This is a genomic window from Halobellus litoreus (genome assembly GCF_024464595.1).
Taxonomy (GTDB): Archaea; Halobacteriota; Halobacteria; order Halobacteriales; family Haloferacaceae; genus Haloquadratum; species Haloquadratum litoreum.
Window position 1 is genome coordinate 172,917 of record NZ_JANHAW010000001.1, and the last position, 20,220, is coordinate 193,136.

20 protein-coding genes and 1 tRNA gene are annotated in these 20,220 nt (G+C 67.1%); 12 read left to right on the forward strand and 9 right to left on the reverse strand.

Annotation, left to right across the window (positions count from 1 at the left end):
* Positions 1 to 6: 6 nt before the first annotated feature.
* Complete coding sequence (locus NO360_RS00845) at positions 7 to 627, reverse strand: ArsR/SmtB family transcription factor (RefSeq protein WP_256305486.1); 621 nt, start codon at positions 625 to 627, stop codon at positions 7 to 9.
* 177 nt (positions 628 to 804) lie between these two features.
* Between NO360_RS00845 and NO360_RS00850 the strand changes: the two genes are divergently transcribed.
* Positions 805 to 1,392, forward strand: a complete 588-nt coding sequence (locus NO360_RS00850; RefSeq protein ID WP_256305487.1) for a GNAT family N-acetyltransferase — start codon at positions 805 to 807, stop codon at positions 1,390 to 1,392.
* A 61-nt stretch (positions 1,393 to 1,453) separates the two neighbouring features.
* Here the strand turns inward: NO360_RS00850 and NO360_RS00855 are convergent, their stop codons facing one another.
* Positions 1,454 to 1,735 carry a DUF8142 family protein gene (locus NO360_RS00855; protein WP_256305488.1) on the reverse strand — a complete coding sequence of 94 codons (282 nt, stop codon included), beginning with the start codon at positions 1,733 to 1,735 and terminating at the stop codon, positions 1,454 to 1,456.
* Positions 1,736 to 1,818: 83 nt separating this feature from the next.
* Positions 1,819 to 2,115 carry a DUF7520 family protein gene (locus NO360_RS00860; RefSeq protein WP_256305489.1) on the reverse strand — a complete coding sequence of 99 codons (297 nt, stop codon included), beginning with the start codon at positions 2,113 to 2,115 and terminating at the stop codon, positions 1,819 to 1,821.
* Positions 2,116 to 2,234: 119 nt separating this feature from the next.
* Between NO360_RS00860 and cdd the strand changes: the two genes are divergently transcribed.
* The 3 genes from cdd (at position 2,235) to NO360_RS00875 (ending at position 4,893) form a co-directional block, all read left to right on the forward strand.
* Positions 2,235 to 2,735, forward strand: coding sequence for a cytidine deaminase (gene cdd, locus NO360_RS00865; RefSeq protein ID WP_256305490.1), 501 nt, complete (start codon positions 2,235 to 2,237; stop codon positions 2,733 to 2,735).
* A gap of 57 nt (positions 2,736 to 2,792) precedes the next feature.
* Positions 2,793 to 3,611: a nucleoside phosphorylase gene (locus NO360_RS00870; RefSeq protein ID WP_256305491.1), complete on the forward strand. Its 819-nt coding sequence runs from the start codon at positions 2,793 to 2,795 to the stop codon at positions 3,609 to 3,611.
* A gap of 97 nt (positions 3,612 to 3,708) precedes the next feature.
* A complete protein-coding gene (locus NO360_RS00875) occupies positions 3,709 to 4,893 on the forward strand; it encodes an NAD(P)/FAD-dependent oxidoreductase (protein WP_256305492.1) in 1,185 nt (394 codons plus the stop codon).
* A 149-nt stretch (positions 4,894 to 5,042) separates the two neighbouring features.
* Here NO360_RS00875 and NO360_RS00880 read toward each other — a convergent pair whose 3' ends face one another.
* The gene (locus tag NO360_RS00880; protein ID WP_256305493.1) at positions 5,043 to 5,576 is read right to left on the reverse strand and encodes an Rrf2 family transcriptional regulator; all 534 of its coding nucleotides are present in this window, start codon (positions 5,574 to 5,576) and stop codon (positions 5,043 to 5,045) included.
* 373 nt (positions 5,577 to 5,949) lie between these two features.
* On the opposite strand from NO360_RS00880, the gene NO360_RS00885 reads away from it, so the two are divergent.
* A complete protein-coding gene (locus tag NO360_RS00885; protein ID WP_256305494.1) occupies positions 5,950 to 6,867 on the forward strand; it encodes an NAD-dependent epimerase/dehydratase family protein in 918 nt (305 codons plus the stop codon).
* Between the two features lie 3 nt (positions 6,868 to 6,870).
* Positions 6,871 to 7,782, forward strand: coding sequence for an arginase (gene rocF, locus NO360_RS00890; RefSeq protein WP_256305495.1), 912 nt, complete (start codon positions 6,871 to 6,873; stop codon positions 7,780 to 7,782).
* A 123-nt stretch (positions 7,783 to 7,905) separates the two neighbouring features.
* Here rocF and gyrA read toward each other — a convergent pair whose 3' ends face one another.
* Positions 7,906 to 10,500 (reverse strand): DNA gyrase subunit A, encoded by a 2,595-nt coding sequence (gyrA, locus tag NO360_RS00895; RefSeq protein ID WP_256305496.1) that lies wholly within the window; start codon positions 10,498 to 10,500, stop codon positions 7,906 to 7,908.
* Positions 10,501 to 12,471: a DNA topoisomerase (ATP-hydrolyzing) subunit B gene (gyrB, locus tag NO360_RS00900; protein ID WP_256305497.1), complete on the reverse strand. Its 1,971-nt coding sequence runs from the start codon at positions 12,469 to 12,471 to the stop codon at positions 10,501 to 10,503. It lies immediately after the preceding gene.
* A gap of 206 nt (positions 12,472 to 12,677) precedes the next feature.
* Between gyrB and NO360_RS00905 the strand changes: the two genes are divergently transcribed.
* Together NO360_RS00905 and NO360_RS00910 are read left to right on the forward strand one after the other, a co-directional pair.
* Entirely contained in the window at positions 12,678 to 13,028 is a 351-nt protein-coding gene (locus NO360_RS00905; protein WP_256305498.1) for a ferredoxin, read from the forward strand.
* A 57-nt stretch (positions 13,029 to 13,085) separates the two neighbouring features.
* Positions 13,086 to 13,170: transfer RNA gene (locus NO360_RS00910), tRNA-Leu, on the forward strand.
* A gap of 224 nt (positions 13,171 to 13,394) precedes the next feature.
* Here NO360_RS00910 and NO360_RS00915 read toward each other — a convergent pair.
* Positions 13,395 to 14,210: a hypothetical protein gene (locus NO360_RS00915; RefSeq protein WP_256305499.1), complete on the reverse strand. Its 816-nt coding sequence runs from the start codon at positions 14,208 to 14,210 to the stop codon at positions 13,395 to 13,397.
* A 152-nt stretch (positions 14,211 to 14,362) separates the two neighbouring features.
* Between NO360_RS00915 and NO360_RS00920 the strand changes: the two genes are divergently transcribed.
* Positions 14,363 to 16,027 carry a TraB/GumN family protein gene (locus NO360_RS00920; protein WP_256305500.1) on the forward strand — a complete coding sequence of 555 codons (1,665 nt, stop codon included), beginning with the start codon at positions 14,363 to 14,365 and terminating at the stop codon, positions 16,025 to 16,027.
* Complete coding sequence (locus NO360_RS00925; protein WP_256305501.1) at positions 16,024 to 16,659, forward strand: zinc metalloprotease; 636 nt, start codon at positions 16,024 to 16,026, stop codon at positions 16,657 to 16,659. Before NO360_RS00920 ends, NO360_RS00925 begins: the two co-directional genes overlap by 4 nt.
* A 48-nt stretch (positions 16,660 to 16,707) precedes the next feature.
* Here the strand turns inward: NO360_RS00925 and NO360_RS19160 are convergent, their stop codons facing one another.
* Positions 16,708 to 17,013, reverse strand: a complete 306-nt coding sequence (locus tag NO360_RS19160; protein WP_465260949.1) for a DUF8028 family protein — start codon at positions 17,011 to 17,013, stop codon at positions 16,708 to 16,710.
* Positions 17,014 to 17,226: 213 nt separating this feature from the next.
* Here NO360_RS19160 and purM point away from each other — a divergent pair, with 213 nt between their 5' ends.
* Both purM and NO360_RS00940 read left to right on the forward strand, forming a co-directional pair.
* Positions 17,227 to 18,240, forward strand: coding sequence for a phosphoribosylformylglycinamidine cyclo-ligase (purM, locus tag NO360_RS00935; RefSeq protein WP_256305503.1), 1,014 nt, complete (start codon positions 17,227 to 17,229; stop codon positions 18,238 to 18,240).
* 9 nt (positions 18,241 to 18,249) lie between these two features.
* Complete coding sequence (locus NO360_RS00940; RefSeq protein ID WP_256305504.1) at positions 18,250 to 19,599, forward strand: cytochrome P450; 1,350 nt, start codon at positions 18,250 to 18,252, stop codon at positions 19,597 to 19,599.
* A 23-nt stretch (positions 19,600 to 19,622) separates the two neighbouring features.
* On the opposite strand, the gene NO360_RS00945 is transcribed toward NO360_RS00940, so the two are convergent.
* Complete coding sequence (locus NO360_RS00945) at positions 19,623 to 20,165, reverse strand: CBS domain-containing protein (protein ID WP_256305505.1); 543 nt, start codon at positions 20,163 to 20,165, stop codon at positions 19,623 to 19,625.
* Between the last annotated feature and the right edge of the window lie 55 nt (positions 20,166 to 20,220).

The window sequence follows — 20,220 nt, forward strand, 5'->3', positions numbered from 1 at the left end:
GCCCGGTCAGCGCTGCCGGACGAACCAGACGCCGAACCACAGGAGAAGTACGGTTAGGCCGCCGAGAAACACCAGCAGTCCCGGCGGGGGCCCCGACGCGGCGGTCGTCGCGGCCGTGTCGGCAGCGACCTGTACTGACTCCGTCTGCGTCTCGTAGCCGCCGTCGGCCCCGCCCGTCCGTCCGACGAACGGGACCCCCTCGATGGCGACCTGCGCCAGTAGGCTCACGAGGCCGACGACGCCGACGCCGGCGAGGAGTCGCTTGAGCACGTCCGAGAGTCCCGTGGTCTCCTCGTCGTCGGCGGCGACGACGACCAGCGGGCGGTCCGCGGGCGCGTACACCTTCATCTCGCGGCCCTTCTCGGAGTAGACCGTGTCGACGACCTCGACCGCGCCGGCGGACTCCAGGCGTTCGAGGTGGTACTGGACGTTCTGCAGGGAGGTATCGACGGAGTCCGCGAGAGCGGCCGGGTTCGCCGGTTCGTCGTGAAGCGTTGCGAGGACGCGGCGGGCGGTCGCCGACGAGAGCGCCGACAGCAGGTCGTCGGCGTCGTCGTCTTCGAGGCCGACGACGCGCGGCGAGGCGTCGACGTCGGGCTCTGATTGGGAGGGCAAGAGGCGAGCCATCGTTCGCCGGTAGGAGACAGACCGATACAAACCTGTTGTTCGGACCGCCGTTCGTCGAGGGGAGTCGGCGAAACGCTCTACGTGACACTCGCGACCCGAACGGACCCGTCGGGCGACACTCGCGGCTCGGCCGACGGCTCCGCAATACACTTGCCTCCCGGTTTCGTACGTCCCGGTATGTACGTCCGGGACGCCAAAAACCGCGACGAGGTCTGGTTACTCGACAGGATCGAGGAGGCGGACATCGACGACCCCGCGTTCCGGTCTCGTGACTACGTGATCGCGCTCGACGAGGAGACGTCGAGAAAGGCCGGGTTCGGGCGGATCCGGGTTCACAAGACGGATGCTGGGAACTTCTGTGAACTCGCCTTCGTGTACACGCTCCCCCCCTGGCGACAGCAGGGCGTCGGCGCGCACGTCATCGAGCGCCTCGTCGCGGAGGCGAGCGACGAGGGGTACGAGACGGTGTTCACGTTCACGCGACAGCCCTCGTACTTCACGCCGTTCGGGTTCGACCCGCGCGAGACAGGCGACCTGCCCGACCCCGTGAAGGCGCGGCTCGAAGCGGTCCGAGACGAACGCGGCGACGACGTCATCGCGATGAGCGTCCACGCCGACGACTTCGAGGTCCCCGAGTCGTTCCGCGAGCGGTTCAAGCAGGCGTCGCCCGCCGACAAGCCGGAGGGCGACGGCGTCGAGGAGACGCCGGAAGACTTCGGTATCGACCCCTCGGAGGCGACCTACAAGTACGACACCGGGAACTGAGTGAGGATCGCGGCGGCAGACTGCACGGGGACCGAGCGTGGCTCTCGGCGGCGCGTCGAACCTACGTTCGGTCGTCGAGGAAGTCTGTGCTGAACACGATGTAGGCGAGGACGCTGCAGAAGAGGATCGGCGGGAGGAGCGCGAACGCCCACAGGGGTTCGATGCCCCACCCGAGCAGTAAGACGACGTTGCCGAGGCCGATCGCGAGGAACGGCGCGACGGCGAGCGCCGCCCGCTTGCGGTTTCTATTGCTTGACTCCGACTCCAGCGGGTCGTTCGGATCGAACTCGTCGGCGGTCGAGGCGGGATCGGCGCGGTCGCCGGCCGACGTGGACGAGGCCATACTCGGAGTTCGGAGCGGAGCGATAAAAACGCCGCGCTGTCGTCGGCTCCGGATCTGTACCGGGCAACCACCCGGACCCGGGTTCAGCGACCGACGTCCGACTCCCCCTCGTCGCCTTCCAGCCGCGAGGCGAGTTCCACGAGACCGAAGAGGAGGCCGAGAAGCAGCGTCGAGACGGCGACCCCGTACAGCGCGACCGCCGCGGGAGTCACGGGGATCGTCACGTCGGTGCCGAGAATCGCCGCTTCGGAGATCGCCACCGAACCGTTGCTCCCGACGAGCCAGCCGATCGCGCCCGAGAGAGCGACGATCGTCGCGCCGAGCCCCAGCATAATCTTTCGCCCGAGGCCCGGAGCGGCCGTTTCGGCATCGGAGTTCACACCTGCCCTACGTGAGCGAGCGGCTTTTCGCTTGCCCTTCGGTCCGGCGGTACTGCTGATTATGTGAACGGTCCGCCGTCAACGGCAGGTACAAACCGCCGCCGGACGAACCGCGGCTGATGACCGACGAACGCAGGCGAGACGAGGACCTCGTCGAACGCGCCCGCGAGGCGCTCGAAGACGCCTACGTCCCCTATTCGGAGTACCGCGTCGGCGCGGCCCTGAGAACCGCAGACGGGACGGTGTACACCGGTTGCAACATCGAGAACGCGAACTACTCGAACAGCCTCCACGCCGAGGAGGTCGCCATCGCCTCGGCCGTGCGGGACGGCCACCGCGAGTTCGACCGGATCGCGGTCTCCTCCGGCGCGCGAGACGGGGTGACGCCCTGCGGGATGTGTCGACAGACGCTCGCGGAGTTCGCGAACGCGGATCTGAAAGTCGTCTGTGACGAGGGCGGGACAGAAAAGACGGCGTACACGCTCGGAGAACTGCTGCCCAACACGATCTCCCTGGAGACGCTGTCTGCGGCCGAGGCGCAGCGCGAGTCCGGAGAAGAGGGGAAATCCGAGGGCGCATCGGACAGCGACGACGCCGACGCGTCGGCTTCGGGTCGGTAGCCCGAGACCGGTCCAGCCGGTCGACAGTGTATTTCCGCTGCGGCCGGGAGTGGTAGTATGAGCGACAGCGAAGACCCCAACGACGACGTGCAGTACCACATCGCCGTCGGTCCCGACGACGTCGCGGACAGCGTCCTCCTGCCGGGGAACCCCGAGCGCGTGGACAAGATCACCGCGCTGTGGGACGAGTACGACGAGAAGGCCTACCACCGCGAGTACCGGACGGCGACCGGAACGTACGAGGAGACGCCGATCTCGGTCACCTCGACCGGGATCGGGAGCCCGTCGGCCGCCATCGCGGTCGAGGAACTGGCGCGCGTGGACGCCGGGACGTTCGTCCGCGTCGGCTCCTGCGGCGCGATCCAGCCCGAGATGGACGTTGGCGATCTGGTGATCACGTCCGGAGCCGTCCGCCAGGAGGGGACCTCGAAGGAGTACGTCCGCGAGGACTACCCGGCCGTCGCGGACCACGAGGTCGTCGCCGCGCTCGTCGCCGCGGCGGAGCGACTCGGCTACGACTACCACGTGGGGCTGACGATGAGCGCCGACTCGTTTTACGCCGGTCAGGGTCGCCCCGGCTTCGAGGAGTTCCGCGCCGCCGGGTCGGAATCGCTGGTCGAGGAGTTACGGGCGGCCAACGTGAAGAACATCGAGATGGAGGCCGCCGCGCTCCTGACCGTCGCCAACGTGTACGGGCTCCGCGCGGGGGCGGTCTGCTCGGTCTACGCGAACCGGATCACCGGCGAGTTCCGCACCGAGGGGGAATCGCGCGCCGCCGAGACGGCGAGTCTCGCGGTGCACCTGCTCGCGAAGATGGACGAGGCGAAGCGGGCGGCCGGGGTCGATCACTGGCATCCGGGCCTCTCGATCGAGTGAGGGCGGCTTCGTCGGTCCCGACCCGTCCGATCCGTCGGACGCGACGCGCCAGTGACGTTTCGCAGTCCCTTTATCCGAGGCGGTGACAGACATACGTATGAGCACGCAGATCGTCGTCGTCGGCTCCGGCTATGCGGGTGCCGGTGCCGTCAAACGGCTCGAAGAGGAACTCGACGCGGGGATGGAACTCACCTGGATCTCGGAGACCGACTACCACCTCGTCCTCCACGAAGTCCACCGCTGTATCCGCGATCCGAGCGTCGAATCGAAGATCACGATCCCGATCGACGACATCAAATCAGACGCCACCGAGTTCCGCAAGGGCCACGTCACCGACGTCGACGCCGACGAACGGGTCGTCGAACTCGAAGACGGCGAGGTCGAGTACGATTATCTCCTGCTGGCGATCGGTTCCGGCACGGCCTTCTTCGGCATCGACGGCCTCCGCGAGTACGCCCACGAACTGAAGAGCCTCGACGACGCTCGGACGATCCACGCCGAGGTCAAGGAGGCCGCCGAGGCGGCCTCCCGCGACGACCCCGCCCAGATCATCATCGGCGGCGCGGGGCTCTCGGGTATCCAGACGGCCGGCGAGATCGCGGAGTATCGCGACGAACACCGCGCCCCGATCGACGTGACCCTCGTCGAGGGCCTCGACGAGGTCTTCCCGAACAACGATCCCGAACTGCAGGGCGCGCTCCGACGGCGACTGGAAGCGCTCGACATCGAGATCCTCACCGGCGACTTCATCTCGAAGGTCGACGAGGAGACGGTGTACCTCGGCGACGACGAGGACGACGCCGAACTCGCCTACGACACGCTCGTCTGGACCGGCGGCATCACCGGTCACGAGGAGGTCCACGGGATGGAACTCGATCAGGACGACCGTTCGCACCGCGTCTTCGCCGACGCCGACTTCCAGACGTCCGACGAGCGGGTGTTCGCACTCGGCGACACGGCCCTCGTCGAGCAGGGTCCCGATTCGGTCGCGCCGCCGACGGCGCAGGCTGCCTGGCAGGCCGCCGACGTCGCGGGCGAGAACGTGGCCCGCGCCGCGGCGGGCAAGCCCCTGAAGACGTGGCGCCACGACGACAAGGGGACGGTCGTCTCCGTCGGCGACGACGCCGTCGCCCACGACGTCAAACTGCCCGTCTTCGGTTCCTTCCCGATGAACGTCTTCGGCGGCCCGGCCGCGCGAAACCTGAAGAAGGCAATCGCCGCCCGCTGGATCGCCGACGTCTCCTCGCCGAAGAACGCCCTCGGCGCGTGGGAGAGCCTCTGAGCGGCCGATAACTCATTCTGAGGCGGACGGCCTTCGACCGATCGCGGGCGTCGCGAGCGCCTCGATCTGTCGAGCGTCCGACCGGACGGTCGGTGGACTCACCGACGGCCGAGCGAGAGAAGAAACCGAAGCAGTAGCGGGCCGCGCCCTCAGTGGGAGGATTCGCCGACCGGCGCGCGCATATCCTTGATTCGGAGGATGAGAATGTTGCCCGTGTCGTCTTTGCCGTCGACGGTGCCCTCGATGACGAGTTTCGAGAGCGGCGTCGGACCGACCGTGACGTCGTCGCCCTCGTGGAAGTCGCGGACGGAGCCCTGAATGTGGATCTCCGCGCGGCACAGTTCCGGGTGATGGACCGAGGAGAGGTCGATCTCGTCGACGTTGACGTTCTCGACCTCTTCGCCGTCGTGGAACAGCGGGACGAACGCCGGTTCGTCCATCTGGTTTACGTCGAGGGCCTCGTACGCGTTCGCTGTCGGCTTGTACCCGCCCTTCGGGCCGGGAACGCCTTCGACGAGCTGGAGAGCTTTCAGACTCTGCATCTGGTTCCGAATCGTTCCGGGGTTCCGGTCGACCTCTGCCGCGATGTCCTCACCTTTTACGGCGTCTTCGCTCTCGCGGTGGAGGTTTATCAGCGCGGTCAGGATGGTTTTCTGACTGGACGTCAGCTCGATGGATGACATAGCGGATCGTTCGCCGCAGACGGTCTTAAATCCGGTGGATGGCCACACAGTCTGTGAATGAGTGTCCCAATTTTCGCGAGATTCGGCGGCATTCGTTTCTTTTTCGACGGCGGCGGTGTCGCTCTCGTAGCTCCGGCCGCAGGTACGTGCGCGTTCCCGGAACCGCGGAGTGTCGGACTGTCTCGCGCCTCGCGGATGACAGTTTCAGTCACCGACTCGAACTCACGACTCCCGCCGCGGCAAGGGCCGTGTCGCCGCCGACGTTCGGTCTGCACCACCGGAGAAGAGGGGCGACACCCCGGCGATCGACCGTTGCCGAGGACCGTCGGCTGTATCCGGTACCGCTTTGTGAGCCCTCGTGCGTGTGATTGGTATGGAGAATCAACGAGTCCTCGTCACCGGCGGTGCGGGATTCATCGGCTCGAACCTCGCGAACCACCTCGCGGCGGACAACGACGTCGTCGCCGTCGACGACCTCCACCTCGGGACGCCCGAGAACCTCGACGAGGAGGTCGAGTTCGTCGACGCGAGCGTCCTCGACGACGACCTCCCGACCGAGGACGTCGACGCGCTGTTTCACCTCGCGGCGTACTCCTCCTACACGATGGCCGAGGAGCACAAGCGCGAGGCCACGCGCGTGAACGTCGAGGGGTTCGTCAACGCGGTCGAACAGGCCCGCGAGGACGGCTGTGACACGGTCGTCTACGCGTCGACCTCCTCCATCTACGGGTCGCGAACCGAACCCTCGCCGGAGGACCTCCCGGTGGAGGCGCGGACGTGCTACGAGGCCTCGAAACTCGCCCGAGAGCAGTACGGCGAGTACTTCCACCACCACTACGAGATGACGCTCGCCGGACTCCGCTTCTTCTCGGTGTATCAGGGCTACGGGGGCGCGGAGGAACACAAGGGGGAGTACGCCAACACCATCGCGCAGTTCACCCACAAGATCGCCAACGGCGAGCGACCGAAGGTGTTCGGCGACGGCTCTCAGACCCGGGATTTCACCCACGTCGACGACATCGTCCGCGGGATCGAACTCGCCGCCGACCACCGACTTCAGGGCATCTACAACCTCGGCACCGGCGAGAGCTACACGTTCAACGAGATGATCGGGATGATCAACGACGAGTTGGGCACCGACGTCGACCCCGAGTACGTCGAGAACCCCCTCGACGTGTACGTCCACGACACGATGGCCGACAGCACCAAGATGCGCGAGGCGACCGGCTGGGAGCCCGAGATATCCTTCGAGGAGGGCGTCGAACGCGTCTGTGCGCCGTACGAGGTGTGAGAGATGACGGCCGGATCCGTTCGCGTCGTCGGTGCGCCGACCGACTACGGGGCGAACCGACGGGGCGTCGATATGGGGCCCTCCGCCATCCGCTACGCCGGACTGGCCGCGGAACTGGAGCGGGCGGGCCGGGCAGTCGTCGACGACGGCGACGTGCGCGCCCCCCGCGCGGAGGAGCGCGATCCCGAGGCCGAACGCCCCGCGTCCGGGCGGGCCAAGTTCATCCGGGAGACGCGGGAGGTCGCGACGCGGCTCGCCGACCGCGTCGCTGGCGCGCTCGCCGCCGACGAACTCCCGCTCGTCCTCGGTGGCGACCACTCGGTCGCCATCGGGTCGGTCACCGGCTCGGCCCGCGACGCCGAGATCGGCGCGGTCTGGTTCGACGCCCACGGCGACTTCAACACCCCCGAAACGTCGCCGTCGGGCAACGTCCACGGGATGCCGCTGGCGGCCGTTCTGGGCGTCGGCGAGTTCGCGGACGTCGAGTGGGCGAACGCGACGGGACTCGACGCGTCGAACGTCGCGATCGTCGGGCTCCGATCGGTCGACGAGAGCGAACGGTTCGCCATCGCGGACAGCGACGCGACGACCTTCACGATGTCCGACATCGACGAGCGCGGGATCGCGAGCGTCGCCGACGACGCCCTCGACGTGGCCGCCGCCGGCACCGACGGGGTCCACGTGAGTCTCGACCTCGACTGGCTCGACCCCCGCGAGGCGCCCGGCGTCGGGACGCCGGTCCGCGGCGGAGCCACGTACCGGGAGGCCCACACGGCGATGGAGACTGTCGCCGAGTGCGACTGCCTCCGTTCGCTCGATCTCGTCGAGGTCAACCCGATCCTCGACGACCGAAACGAGACCGCGGCGCTCGCGACGGAACTCGCCGCGAGCGCGCTCGGAAAGCAGATCCTGTAGCTATCGCTGGCGTCGTCGAGCCAACAGCAGTCCGTCAGACGACGAACAGGGGTCGCGTGCGAGGACGCCGCACACCACGTTTCCGGTGAAATGCGCCGGTTCGATCAGACGCCCTCATACTGATTACTCTGTGTCGGCGGTTTCGTCCTCGCCGTCTAGGGTCGCGTCCCCGCCGTCTGCACCCGCGTCTTCGCCCGCTTCGGACTCTGCGATCGCTTCCTCGCTCTCTTCGGCGGGGAAGTGAACGTCGACGCTGGCGACGCTGTCGCCCGCGTCCAGTTCCATCACGATGACGCCCATCGTGTTGCGGCCCACCGTCGAGAGGTCCTCGACCGGCGTTCGGAGGATCTGGCCCTCGCCGCTCATCACGAACAGGTGATCGCCGGGACCGACGGTCTCCAACTCGCAGACGCGGCCGTTGCGGTCGTTCGTCTTGATGTCGATCAGGCCCTTGCCGTTCCGTGACTGGCGTCGGTACTGCTCGATGTCGGTCCGCTTGCCGTACCCGTTCTCCGTGACGGTGAGCACCCACTGGTGTCTGTCGGGATCGACGGCCGCCAAGGCGGCCACTTCGTCGCCGTCTTCGAGGTCGATTCCGCGGACGCCCCGGGCCGAGCGACCCATCGCGCGGACCTCGTCCTCCGCGAAGCGGATCGCCATCCCGCCGCGACTCGCGAGGATCAGATCCCGTTCGCCGTCGGTGACCTCGACGTCGGCGAGCGCGTCGTCCTCGTCGAGTTTCGTCGCGATGATCCCGGTCGAACGGATGTTCTGGAACTTCTCGACGCTCGTGCGCTTGATGTACCCGTTCCGGGTCGTCATCGTGAGGAACTTCTCCTCCTCCGATTCCATCTCCGCGGTGTTGACCACGGCGGTGATCTCCTCGCCGTCGTCGAGATCGAGCAGATTGACGGCCGACTTCCCGCGGGCGGTGCGAGACATCTCCGGCACCTGGTAGGTCTTCAGCTGATAGACCTGCCCGTGGTTGGTGAAGTACAGCAGGTAGTCGTGCGTGCTCGCGACGTAGACCGAGGAGACGCGGTCGCCCTCCTTCAACTCCGTTCCGATGATCCCCTTCCCGCCCCGGTGCTGGGCGCGGAAGGTGTCCAGCGGCATCCGCTTTATATAATCATCCTCGGTGACGACGACGACGACGTCCTCTTCGGCGATGAGGTCCTCGTGAGTGACCGTCCCGGTGTCCTCGATGATCGAGGTCCGGCGGTCGTCGTCGTACTCGTCTTTGATCTCTAAGAGTTCGTCTCTGACGACCGCGTCGAGTTCGTCGGAATCGCCCAGAATCGCCTCCAGACGCTCGATCCGCGCCTGCACGTCCTCGTACTCGGATTTGATCTCGTCGGCCTCCATCGCGGTGAGCGAGCCGAGCTGCATCGCGACGATGTGGTCGGCCTGCGCCTCCGAGAAGTCGAACGACGGCAGCGGCTGGCCGTCGACCTCGACGACGTGCTCGCCGCGCAGCGCGGCCTTCGCGTCGTCCCGGCTCGCCGAATTTCGAATGACCTCGACGACGTCGTCGACGTGCTCTAAGGCCGTTAGTCGCCCTTCGAGGATGTGGGCTCGATCCTCTTTCTCCTCGAGTTCGGACTGGGAGCGCCGCCGGACGACCTCGCGGCGGTGTTCGAGGTACTCGACGAGCGTCTCCTTCAGCGTGAGCACCCGCGGTTGCCCGTCGACCAAGGCGAGGTTGATGACGCCGAACGTCGATTCGAGGTGGTGTTCGAGGAGTTGGTTCTTCACCACCTCGGCGTTCGCGCCGCGCTTGAGTTCGACGACGACGCGGATGCCGTCGCGGTCGGACTCGTCGCGCAGATCGCGGATGCCCTCGATCTTCCCCTCGTTGACGTCGTCGGCGATGCGCTCGACGAGTCGCGCCTTGTTCTCCTGGAAGGGGAGTTCGGTGATGACGATCCGGTCGTCGTCCTCGACCTCGAACTCCGCGCGGACGCGGATCCGCCCGCGACCCGTCTTGTACGCCTTGTGGATCGCGTTGCGGCCGACGATGTTCGCGCCCGTCGGGAAGTCCGGCCCTTTCACGTGCTCCATCAGGTCCTCGACCGTCGCGTCGGGGTGCTCGATGAGGTGGACCGTCGCGTCGATCACCTCCCCTAAATTGTGCGGCGGGATGTTCGTCGACATCCCGACGGCGATGCCCGAGGAGCCGTTGACCAGGAGGTTCGGGAACGCCGACGGCAACACCTCGGGCTCTTCGAGACGGTCGTCGTAGTTGGACTGGAAATCGACGGTGTCCATCTCGATGTCTTCGAGCAGTTCCTCGGCGATGGGAGCCATCCGCGCCTCCGTGTAGCGCATCGCGGCTGGCGGGTCGCCGTCGACGGAACCGAAGTTACCCTGGCCGTCGACGAGCGGGTACCGCATCGAGAAGTCCTGGGCCATCCGCGCGAGCGTGTCGTAGATGGCAGAGTCCCCGTGCGGGTGGTAATCACCCATCGTCTCGCCGACGATCGAGGAGGACTTCCGGTGGGAGGAGCGGGCGGTGACGCCCGCCTCGTGCATCGCATAGAGGATGCGCCGGTGGACGGGTTTGAGGCCGTCGCGGACGTCCGGCAGCGCCCGACCCGCGATGACGGACATCGCGTAGTCGATGTAGGACTGCTCCATCTCCTGTTCGATCCGTGCGGTCTCGACCTCCGCGGCGATGCCTGCCGCGGGGTCGAAGACGTCTGGTGCGTCAGAGCTCATTTATATGTCCACCCATTCGGCGTCGGTCGCTCGCTCCTTGATGAACTGCTTGCGCGGTTCGACGGCGTCGCCCATAAGCACTGAAAACATCTTGTCCGCGGCGGCGGCGTCCTCGACGGTGATCTGCTTGAGGATTCTGTTCTCCGGATTCATCGTCGTCTCCCAGAGTTGATCGGGGTTCATCTCACCCAGGCCCTTGAACCGCTGGACCTGCGTGGGGTTACCGTCGCACTTCTCCTCGATGATCCGGTCCCGCTCGGCCTCGGTCATCGCGTCGTAAGTCTCGCCGCGGTACCTGATCCGATACAGCGGCGGTTTCGCCGCGTAGACGTACCCCGCTTCGACGAGCGGACGCATATGGCGGTACAGGAGCGTCAGAAGCAGCGTTCGGATGTGCGCGCCGTCGACGTCGGCGTCCGAGAGAATGATGATCCGCTCGTAGCGGACGTCGTCGATGTCGAACTCCTCGCCGATACCCGCCCCGATGGCGGTGATGAGCGCGCGAACCTCGTCGTTCTGGAGGATCCGGTCGAGTCGGTGTTTCTCGACGTTCAGGATCTTTCCCTTGAGCGGCAGGATCGCCTGAAACCGTCGGTCGCGGCCCTGTTTGGCGCTGCCACCGGCGGAGTCGCCCTCCACCACGAACAGCTCCGACTCGCTCGGATCGCGGCTCTGACAGTCGGCGAGTTTGCCCGGCAGCGACGTCGATTCGAGCGCCGACTTCCGGCGCGTGAGTTCCTCGGCCTGCTTCGCCGCCTTCCGGGCCTTCGCGGCCTCGACGGCCTTACCGACGATGGCCTCGGCGATGTCCGGGTTCTCTTCGAGGTAGGTCCCGAGCTTCTCGTGGGTGATCGATTCGACGATGCCCCGAACTTCGCTGTTGCCGAGTTTCGTCTTCGTCTGCCCCTCGAACTGCGGATCGGGGTGTTTGATCGAGATCACCGCGGTCAGCCCCTCTCTGACGTCCTCGCCCTTCAGCGAGTCGAGGTCGTCGAGGAGGCTGTGCTCGCGGGCGTAGTCGTTGACGACGCGGGTGAGCGCGGTCTTGAACCCCGTGAGGTGCGTGCCGCCCTCGCGGGTGTTGATGTTGTTCGCGAAGGCGTGGATCGACCCCTGGAGTTCCTCCGTGGCCTGCATCGCCACCTCGATTTCGATGTCCTCCTCGCTGTCGCTGTAGTAGATGACGTCCTCGTGCAGGACGGTCTTCGTCTCGTCGAGGTAGCGGACGAACTCGCGGATGCCGCCCTCGTAGTAGAACGTGCGCTCGCGGCGGGCCGCGTCGGCGGCGCTGTCCTCGTCGGCCGCCTCGGCGTCGACGCCGACCGCTTCGCTCCCCTCGTCGACGAGTTGGATCTCGACGCCGGAGTTGAGAAAGGCGAGTTCCCGAAGGCGGTTCTCGAGCGTCGAGAACTCGAACTCGACCGTCTCGAAGATGTCGCCGTCGGGCCAGAAGCGGACCGTCGTCCCGGTCTCCTCGTCGGCTTCGAGGTCGCGGACGCGCTCGAAGGCTCCCTCTTGGGGCTCGCCGTGGTCGAAGCTGTCGCGCCACAGCGCCCCGTCGCGCTTGATCTCCACGTCGAGGCGCTCTGAGAGCGCGTTGACGACGGAGACGCCCACGCCGTGGAGGCCGCCGGAGACCTGGTAGGACTTGTTGTCGAACTTCCCGCCGGCGTGGAGGACGGTCATGATGACCTCGACGGCGGGCCGGTCGTACTGTTCGTGGGTGTCGACCGGGATCCCGCGGCCGTTGTCCGAGACCGACACCGATCCGTCGTCGTGGATCGTGACTTCGATGCGGTCGCAGTAGCCGGCGAGCGCCTCGTCGATCGCGTTGTCGACGACTTCGTAGACGAGGTGGTGTAACCCTCGCGAGTCCGTCGATCCGATGTACATCGCCGGGCGCTTCCGAACGGCCTCCAGGCCTTCGAGGACCTGAATCTGCCCGGCCCCGTACTCAGTATCGCGTGACATTGATCGTACCTCCGTTAAGCCACGTCGGTTCTTAAACCCTCGCACGCGCGGGCGCGATAGTACGTATGAAGCCGCCCTGGACGACTCCAGCTCCGCGTTTCGACCGACGGCGTCGCCTCGCACCCCCGCGATGCGAGGCTGCCTCCGACGCGTCGAGGTTCGGGCAAACCGACAGCACAAAGACGCTGCCAGCGTTACGATCGCGTATGAGCGACGCCGAAGACGCCGAGACCCTACAGCCGAGCGACGTCGGCGACGAGGCGAACGCCCCGCCCGTCGCGGAGAAGCCCTACAAGATCATCTTCGAGGGCAACAAGTGCATCGGCGCGGGTCGATGCGCGGAGGTCGCAGACAACTGGGAGATGGACATCACCTCGGGGCTCGCCCGGCCGAAGTCGTACTTCATCGGGGAGGACGAACTCGACGAGAATATCCGAGCCGCGGAACTGTGCCCCGCGAAGAAGGACAGCGGCGTGATTCACGTCGTCGATCGGCGGACGGACGAGGAGATCGCGCCCGACCCACACGGCGACGGCACGTTGAGCGTCGACTGGTAGCACGGTCGTTCACGAAAGCGAAACCACTAACCGGGCGTCCGCGGAACTGTGTTCTGCGCGGGGGTGGCTGAGCCAGGCCAAAGGCGGCGGACTTAAGATCCGCTCCCGTAGGGGTTCGTGGGTTCAAATCCCATCCCCCGCACTCGATGTCCGAGCGCCAGCGAGGACTCGATAGACACGCTGGGATTTGAATCAGAGAGCGTCGCGAACGGAGTGAGCAGCGCGACCGTGGTTCAAATCCCATCCCCCGCACTCGAATCTGCGAGCGAAGCGAGCAGTTCGGTTTCTCCGGTATGACTGCAATCCGATCAGTCGCATATACCAAACCGTCGACAGCGACGGGTCTGAAGACCGACCCCGACCCGCTCAAATCAGCACTTTCGCCGAGGGGAGGTATTTCCGTCTGGTTCGTTCCGCCTCCGAACCGGCCGGGACCAGCGTCGACTCCGAGACTGGTTCGGAGAACCGATCCGGGTCGGGGGCGACGGGAGCCAGCATCTCCGTGAACACCGACTCGTAGCGGCCGCCCGCGGAGACGACGCCCCCGTGCTTTCGCTCCGAGAAGGGGACATCGTCGGGATGCGGGAACTGCTCGCGGATGATCCCGGCGGTCTCTCGGAGGTACTCGGCGGCCCGTTCCTGCTCGTAGGAACTCTCGTCGAAGTACTGCTGGGTGTGCGGACCGTCGGAGTCGACGTCGGCGTGTTGCGGCGACTCGAACGGGAGCGACTCCGGCGTGGTGTGCTCGCCGGCGAACCGGAGGTTCACGGTGAAGCTGTCGGGGTACCGCAGGATGAGCGGGAAAAACAACATCTCGGACACCGTCGAGCGCTGTTGGATCCGCCAGAGTCCCTCGATGTAGTACGCCGCGAGCGCTCCTTCCCGGTCCTCGCGTTCACCGCGGAGGTACGCTCTCGCGACAGCCTCGTAGTCGTCGCCGGCGATGCGACGCAACCGTCGCTCGAACGTTTCGGCGACGCGCTCGAACTCCGTCTCGTAGGCCTTCGCCACCGACACCGACGGATCGGCCAGTAGCTCCGCCTTCCGCTCGCGCCCGTCCGCGACGGCCGTCATATTCTCGTGGAACAACCGCTCGGCCCGCCGATCCGGGAGCGGCGTTCTGACCGCCCGTCCGTAGAGGACGTTCGTGCCCCCGTCTGTCCGTCCCGCGCTGCCTCCCATACGGGAGAGACACATCGAAGAGATAATAATTTCAGCGATCGTAAATTTATCCCAGGTTCGGCGCTAATCGACCTCGATCCCCCCGACAACGGATCGGTTCGGGTTGCAGATTCTCCGACAGGGGTAAAAACCACCGTGCGATATGGAAGACAATGAGTCAGGAAGCGGCCGAAGCGGGTCGCGTCCGGGTCGTCGGCACGGCGCACGTCTCCGAGGAGAGCGTCCGGGAGGTCGAAGCGACCATCGAGGACGAGCGCCCCGACGTCGTCGCCGTCGAACTCGACGAGGGGCGATACCGGCAGTTGAAAGGCGGTGAACCGGACGACATCGAGCCGAGCGATCTGCTCTCGGGCAACACGGTGTTCCAGTTCATCGCCTACTGGATGCTCTCGTACGTCCAGGCGCGACTGGGCGAACGGTTCGACGTGACGCCCGGCGCGGACATGCTCGCGGCCGTCGAGACCGCCGAAGGGCACGGCATCGACGTCGCGCTCGTCGACCGCGACATCAACGAGACGATGCGCCGGTTCTGGTCGCAGATGGGAATCGTCGAGAAGTTCCGGATGGTCGGCGGTCTCGCGTTCGGCGTCGCCGACAGCCGAGGCGTGGGCCTCGCGGCCGGTGCGGTGCTCGGGTTGCTCCTCGGGCCGCTGGTGGCGATCTTCGGCGGCACCGTCGGACTGGGACTTCCCGTTCTCGGACGGATCACGGGCGGTGTCCTCCTCGCGGTGGGCGTCGCGGCCGCGATCTGGATCTTCGGCGCGTCCGTCCTCTCGACGGAGGATCGCCTGATCGCGGCGGCCGCGGCCGGCATCGCCGTCGGCGGCGTCGCCGGCGTCGGCTTCGGGCTCGCCGCGCCGGTCGTCGACCGACTCGGCGGTTTCACGGTTCGCGTGATCGGGAGTATGACGGTCGGCATCGTCGGTGGCGTACTCGTCGGCGGCGTGCTCGGCCAGTTCGGATCGATGTTCGGCTACGGCGAGGTCGAGGACGTCGAGGAGTTCGATATGTCGCAGATGACCGACACCGACGTCGTGAGCGCGATGATGGAGGAGTTCCGGCAGTTCTCTCCCGGCGGTGCCGCGGCGCTCATCGACGAGCGCGACGCGTTCATCGCGCACAAGCTCCTCGCGCTCCGGTCGACCGGCGCGGACGTGGTCGCCGTCGTCGGCGCGGGGCACCGCGAGGGGATCGAGCGCTACCTCGACCACCCCGAGGAACTCCCGCCGATGGAGTCGCTGACGGGGACCCAGGGTGGCGGGCTCCCCTGGGCGAAGATCGTCGGCACGGGGATCTCGCTCGTGGTGATCGGTTTCTTCGTCCTCCTGGCGCTGTCGTCGGCCGGCGACGACACGCTCCTCCGACTGTTCGGCGCGTGGTTCCTCGTCAACGGCCTGTTCGCGGCGGGGCTCGCGAAGGCCGCCGGCGCGCGGTGGACCTCGTCGCTCGTCGGCGGCGCGGTCGCCTGGATGACCTCGATCAACCCGTTCCTCGCGCCGGGGTGGTTCACCGGCTACGTCGAACTGCAGTACGACCCGGTGAACGTCTCCGACATCGGCACGCTCAACGAACTGCTGGCCGACGAGGAGAAGCCGATCGGTGACCTGGTCAACGAGATGTTCGCGGTGCCGCTGTTCCGACTCATCGTCGTCGTCGCGGCGACGAACATCGGGAGCGTGATCGCGTCGGCGCTGTTCGTGGCGTACTTGCTCCCGCTCTTCGCGCTCGATCTCGGCGGCGCGGCGGGCGTGACGCGGTTGCTCTTCGAGGGCGCACAGAACGGCTGGGAGATCCTCTGGGGGGCGATCGCCGGATGAGCGTCTCCCGGCTCTCGTTCAGCTCGAAGGAGCTGCAGGACCTCGCCGTCGCGTGGGTGGCGCTCGGCGTGGCGTTCGCCATCTTCTTCGCCGGCGGCGGCCAGCGCGCCGTCGTCGGGATCCTGCAGGGTGGCCTCTTCGGGCCCGTCCTGCTCAGCCTGCTGACCGCGGGCGTCGGGTTCCTCCTCCACGAGGTGGCGCACAAGGTGGTCGCGGTTCGATACGGGCAGGTCGCGGAGTTCCGCGCGGACTACGGAATGCTCTTTCTGGCGGTCGTGAGTTCGCTCGCCGGGTTCATCTTCGCCGCGCCGGGGGCGGTCTACCACCGCGGGCGACTGACTCGACGCGAGCACGGCCTCATCGCGCTCGCCGGCCCCGCGACGAACGTGGCGCTCGCGGTCGTGTTCCTCCCGGTGCTCGTCGTCGGCACGCTCGTCGGCTCAGACTTCGTCGCGCTCGCGGGGTCGCGCGGCCTGATGATCAACCTGTTTCTGGCCGCGTTCAATATGCTCCCGTTCGGCCCGTTGGACGGCAAGACGGTTCTCGGATGGAGCAAGACCGTCTTCGCGGCGTTCTTCGTCCCGGCGCTGCTCCTGACGCTCGGCGCGTTCGTCATCGGTCTCGGATTCTGAGCTCTCTCGTCGTTAGCAGACTCCGACTCCGACTAGACCGTCGAAAACTTACGCTTCTGCGGGTTCGTACCCGTGGCCCGCGACGAACGCGAGCGCGTTGACCGCGACCAGCGTGGCGAAGAGGAGGGGTTCTCCGCCGGTCAGGCCGCCGGCAAGGAGCGGGAGGTAGCTGAACGGGAGGACGATCGCGGCCCAGAACGTCACTGCCTTCATATTTCGGAGGGCAGCGCGGGCAGCGGCGCTTACAACGCCGAGTCCGCGACGAAGGGAGTCGCGCTCGAGAGGGAATTCGGGGGTGTGGGGGACACTTGACATCTGTTTCGCCTCACTCACCCATAGGGGACCCACCCCCATATAACGCGACGAGCGTTCAGTCGTTTCGCGACGGTTTACGGGGGTCGAAGACGTTTCACCGACGTTTTATGAATCGTTTAGAGAGAGTTAGAAAGTTCATACACGGATCTGAGGATGTTTCGCTACGATCCGGACAATATCTCCGGATGCCGGGTTCGAGCGGCCGCATCCGAGACCGGACGTATTTTCTCCCCCCGAACCGGGCATTCGCGTATGACCGAGGACGCGGACGCGGACGACCGATCGAACCGAGAGGGTGACGGCGGGGCCGACGAGCTGACCTACGCCGAGGCCGGCGTCGACATCGACGCGAGCGAGGCGGCGACCGCGGCGCTGATCGGCGCGGTGGGCGAGAGCGAGGGCGACTACGCGGGACTGCTCGACATCGGCGACCGCTACTTGGCGCTCGCGACCGACGGCGTCGGGACGAAGCTCCTCGTCGCCGAGGCGCTCGCGGACTACTCGACGGTCGGCATCGACTGCATCGCGATGAACGCGAACGACCTCGTCGCCGCCGGCGTCCGGCCGGTCGCCTTCGTCGACTACCTCGCGGTGGACGAACCCGACGAGACCTTCGCCGAGCAGGTCGGCGAGGGGCTCAGAGCCGGAGCCGACGAGGCGGACCTGGAACTGGTCGGCGGAGAGACCGCGGTGATGCCCGAAGTGATCCGCGGCCTCGACCTCGCGGGCACCTGCGCCGGACTCGCCGCGAAGGACGGCATCTTCCCCGGCGAGGCGGAACCGGGCGACGCCCTCGTCGGATTCCGCTCCTCGGGCATCCACTCGAACGGCCTGACGCTCGCCCGGACCGCGGTCACTCGCGACCACGAGTACACCGACCCGTGCCCGTTCGGCGACTACGACACGCTCGGCGACGCGCTGCTCGAACCGACGCGCCTGTACACGCACCTGCTCGATCCGATGCGCGAGCACGGCGTTCGCGCGGCCGCACACGTGACTGGCGGCGGTTGGACGAACCTCGAACGACTGGGCGACAACCGCTACGTCGTCGAGGACGCGTTCGATCCCCAGCCCGTCTTCGAGTTCGTCCAGGCAGAGGGGAACGTCGCCGACGAGGAGATGCACCGGACGTTCAATATGGGAACGGGATTCGTCTGCGCGCTCGCCCCCGAGGACGCCGAGGCGCTCGCAGCCGCGGCCGACGGCCGCGTGATCGGCCGCGTCGAGTCGGGCGACGGCGTCGCCGTTCGGGGACTCGAACTCTGAGGGCGACGGATGGAGGACGCACGCCCGCCGGCCCCCGACGGACTCCCCCTGCTCGGCAACGCGGTCGGGTTCGGCCGCGATCCGCTGACGTTCACCACCGACGCCGTCGATAGCGTGGGCGACGTGTTCCGGATCGACCTCCCCGTCGGCGACCGGTACGTCCTCGCCCACCCGAGACACGCCGAACGCGTCCTCGTGTCCGAGCGCGACGCCTTCGAGAAGACCGACGACTTCGCGCTCGCGTTCGGCAACAGCGTCGTCGCCGTCGACGGCGAGGACTGGCGCGAACAGCGGGCGTTCCTCGACCCGTTCTTCTTCGCCCCGCGGATCCGGACGTTTGTGCCGACGATGCGCGAGCAGGTCGTCGACCGCGCCGAGTCCTGGGCGGACGGCGAGCGGATTTCCACGCTGTCGGAGATGAAGGCGCTGACGTTCGAGATCCTGGCGACGACGCTTCTCGGATTCGACCCCGACTCGGACCGCGCCGACCTCAGGCGCGCCGCGGACGACCTGAACGGTTACTTCGACCCCGTGACGTGGGCGCTTCCGGACTGGGTACCGACCCCGAGCGGTCGCCGGTTCGACGACGCGAAGGCGACGCTCCGGGACCGACTCCGATCGCTGCTCGAAGAGGCCGCGGGACCCGATGACGACAGCCTCGTGGCCGCGCTCGCGGCTGCCGCGCGTGGTGACGATCGTCGCGACGGCAAGGGTGGAAGCCGTAACGGCGACGCCGACGGCGAGGACTACCCTCGCGACGTCGATGCCGCGATCGATCAGCTGATCGGCCTGGTGTTCGCCGGGCACGAGACGACCGCGCTCGCACTGACGTTCACGCTCTACTGTCTGGCGGAACACCCGGAGACGTACGACCGCGTCGAAGCCGAAGTCGACGACGTGCTCGGCGGGGAGCCGATCAGGTGGGAACACCTCGACGAGTTGACGACGCTCCAACGCGTCGTCGACGAGAGCCTCCGCCTGTATCCGCCGGTCCACGCACTGCCGCGGGAAGCCACGCGAGCCGTGGAGTTCGACGGCGACGTGGTGCCTTCGGGTGCGGAACTGCTGGTCTCGGTCTACGCGATGCACCGCGACGAGCGGTTCTGGGAGCACCCGGAGGCGTTCGACCCGACGCGATGGACCGAGCGTGATCGGTCGGCCGACGCCTACCTTCCGTTCGGCGCGGGCCCGCGGCGGTGTATCGGGGCGACGTTCGCGACCGTGGAAGCGCGCGTCGCGTTGGCTGAACTACTGCGGCGGTACCGCTTCGAGTACGCCGGCGAGGGCGAACTGTCGCTCTCTCCCGAGATGACCAACCAACCCGCGGGCGACGTGCCGATGACGGTCCGTCGTCGGTGAGTGGACCGTTTCACCGACTCCGCTTACAGGTGCGCGGCGACGTCTGCCTCGGTCACGATGCCGGTCGTCTCGCCGCTCTCGACGACGAGGACGGCCGAGTGGTGATCCAGCGCGGCGTCGATTTCCTCGAGCGTCGCCGACGGCTCGACCGTCGTGACCGACTCTCGCATCACGTCGGCGACGGGGAGCGTGCCCACGTCGTCCTGTTCCTGGGCGTGCCGGATGTCGCTGTTCGAGATGATGCCGACCGGGCGACCGTCGCGGATCACGGGCAACTGCGAGAATCCCTCGTCGAGCATCACGTCGCGGGCGAACCGGACCGAGTCGTCGGGGGCGACGCTCACGACGGTTTCGTTCATCAGGTCGGCGGCGCGCACGACGCCGCCCTCTGCCTCTTCGAGCGCGTTGACGATCCGTCGGAGGGTCGACAGCCGTGGGTCCACGTCGCCGCCCTCGATGCGGGCGATGAGCGGCTGAGAGACGCCGGCCATCTCGGCGAGCGTGCTCTGGGTGAGATCCAACTCCGTGCGACGCTGTCGCAGATCTTGCGGGGTCGGGAGTTCCATACCCCTAATTACCTGAAGTTATACGAAAGTGTTTCGGGGCGGTCCCGGAGGCGTC

Bases quoted from the DNA above. Each gene is read 5' to 3' on its own strand.
- NO360_RS00845 (WP_256305486.1), bottom strand. From the start codon at position 627: ATGGCTCGCCTCTTGCCCTCCCAATCAGAGCCCGACGTCGACGCCTCG.
- NO360_RS00850 (WP_256305487.1), top strand. From the start codon at position 805: ATGTACGTCCGGGACGCCAAAAACCGCGACGAGGTCTGGTTACTCGAC.
- NO360_RS00855 (WP_256305488.1), bottom strand. From the start codon at position 1,735: ATGGCCTCGTCCACGTCGGCCGGCGACCGCGCCGATCCCGCCTCGACC.
- cdd (WP_256305490.1), top strand. From the start codon at position 2,235: ATGACCGACGAACGCAGGCGAGACGAGGACCTCGTCGAACGCGCCCGC.
- NO360_RS00870 (WP_256305491.1), top strand. From the start codon at position 2,793: ATGAGCGACAGCGAAGACCCCAACGACGACGTGCAGTACCACATCGCC.
- NO360_RS00875 (WP_256305492.1), top strand. From the start codon at position 3,709: ATGAGCACGCAGATCGTCGTCGTCGGCTCCGGCTATGCGGGTGCCGGT.
- NO360_RS00880 (WP_256305493.1), bottom strand. From the start codon at position 5,576: ATGTCATCCATCGAGCTGACGTCCAGTCAGAAAACCATCCTGACCGCG.
- NO360_RS00885 (WP_256305494.1), top strand. From the start codon at position 5,950: ATGGAGAATCAACGAGTCCTCGTCACCGGCGGTGCGGGATTCATCGGC.
- rocF (WP_256305495.1), top strand. From the start codon at position 6,871: ATGACGGCCGGATCCGTTCGCGTCGTCGGTGCGCCGACCGACTACGGG.
- gyrA (WP_256305496.1), bottom strand. From the start codon at position 10,500: ATGAGCTCTGACGCACCAGACGTCTTCGACCCCGCGGCAGGCATCGCC.
- gyrB (WP_256305497.1), bottom strand. From the start codon at position 12,471: ATGTCACGCGATACTGAGTACGGGGCCGGGCAGATTCAGGTCCTCGAA.
- NO360_RS00905 (WP_256305498.1), top strand. From the start codon at position 12,678: ATGAGCGACGCCGAAGACGCCGAGACCCTACAGCCGAGCGACGTCGGC.
- NO360_RS00915 (WP_256305499.1), bottom strand. From the start codon at position 14,210: ATGGGAGGCAGCGCGGGACGGACAGACGGGGGCACGAACGTCCTCTAC.
- NO360_RS00920 (WP_256305500.1), top strand. From the start codon at position 14,363: ATGAGTCAGGAAGCGGCCGAAGCGGGTCGCGTCCGGGTCGTCGGCACG.
- NO360_RS00925 (WP_256305501.1), top strand. From the start codon at position 16,024: ATGAGCGTCTCCCGGCTCTCGTTCAGCTCGAAGGAGCTGCAGGACCTC.
- NO360_RS19160 (WP_465260949.1), bottom strand. From the start codon at position 17,013: ATGGGGGTGGGTCCCCTATGGGTGAGTGAGGCGAAACAGATGTCAAGT.
- purM (WP_256305503.1), top strand. From the start codon at position 17,227: ATGACCGAGGACGCGGACGCGGACGACCGATCGAACCGAGAGGGTGAC.
- NO360_RS00940 (WP_256305504.1), top strand. From the start codon at position 18,250: ATGGAGGACGCACGCCCGCCGGCCCCCGACGGACTCCCCCTGCTCGGC.
- NO360_RS00945 (WP_256305505.1), bottom strand. From the start codon at position 20,165: ATGGAACTCCCGACCCCGCAAGATCTGCGACAGCGTCGCACGGAGTTG.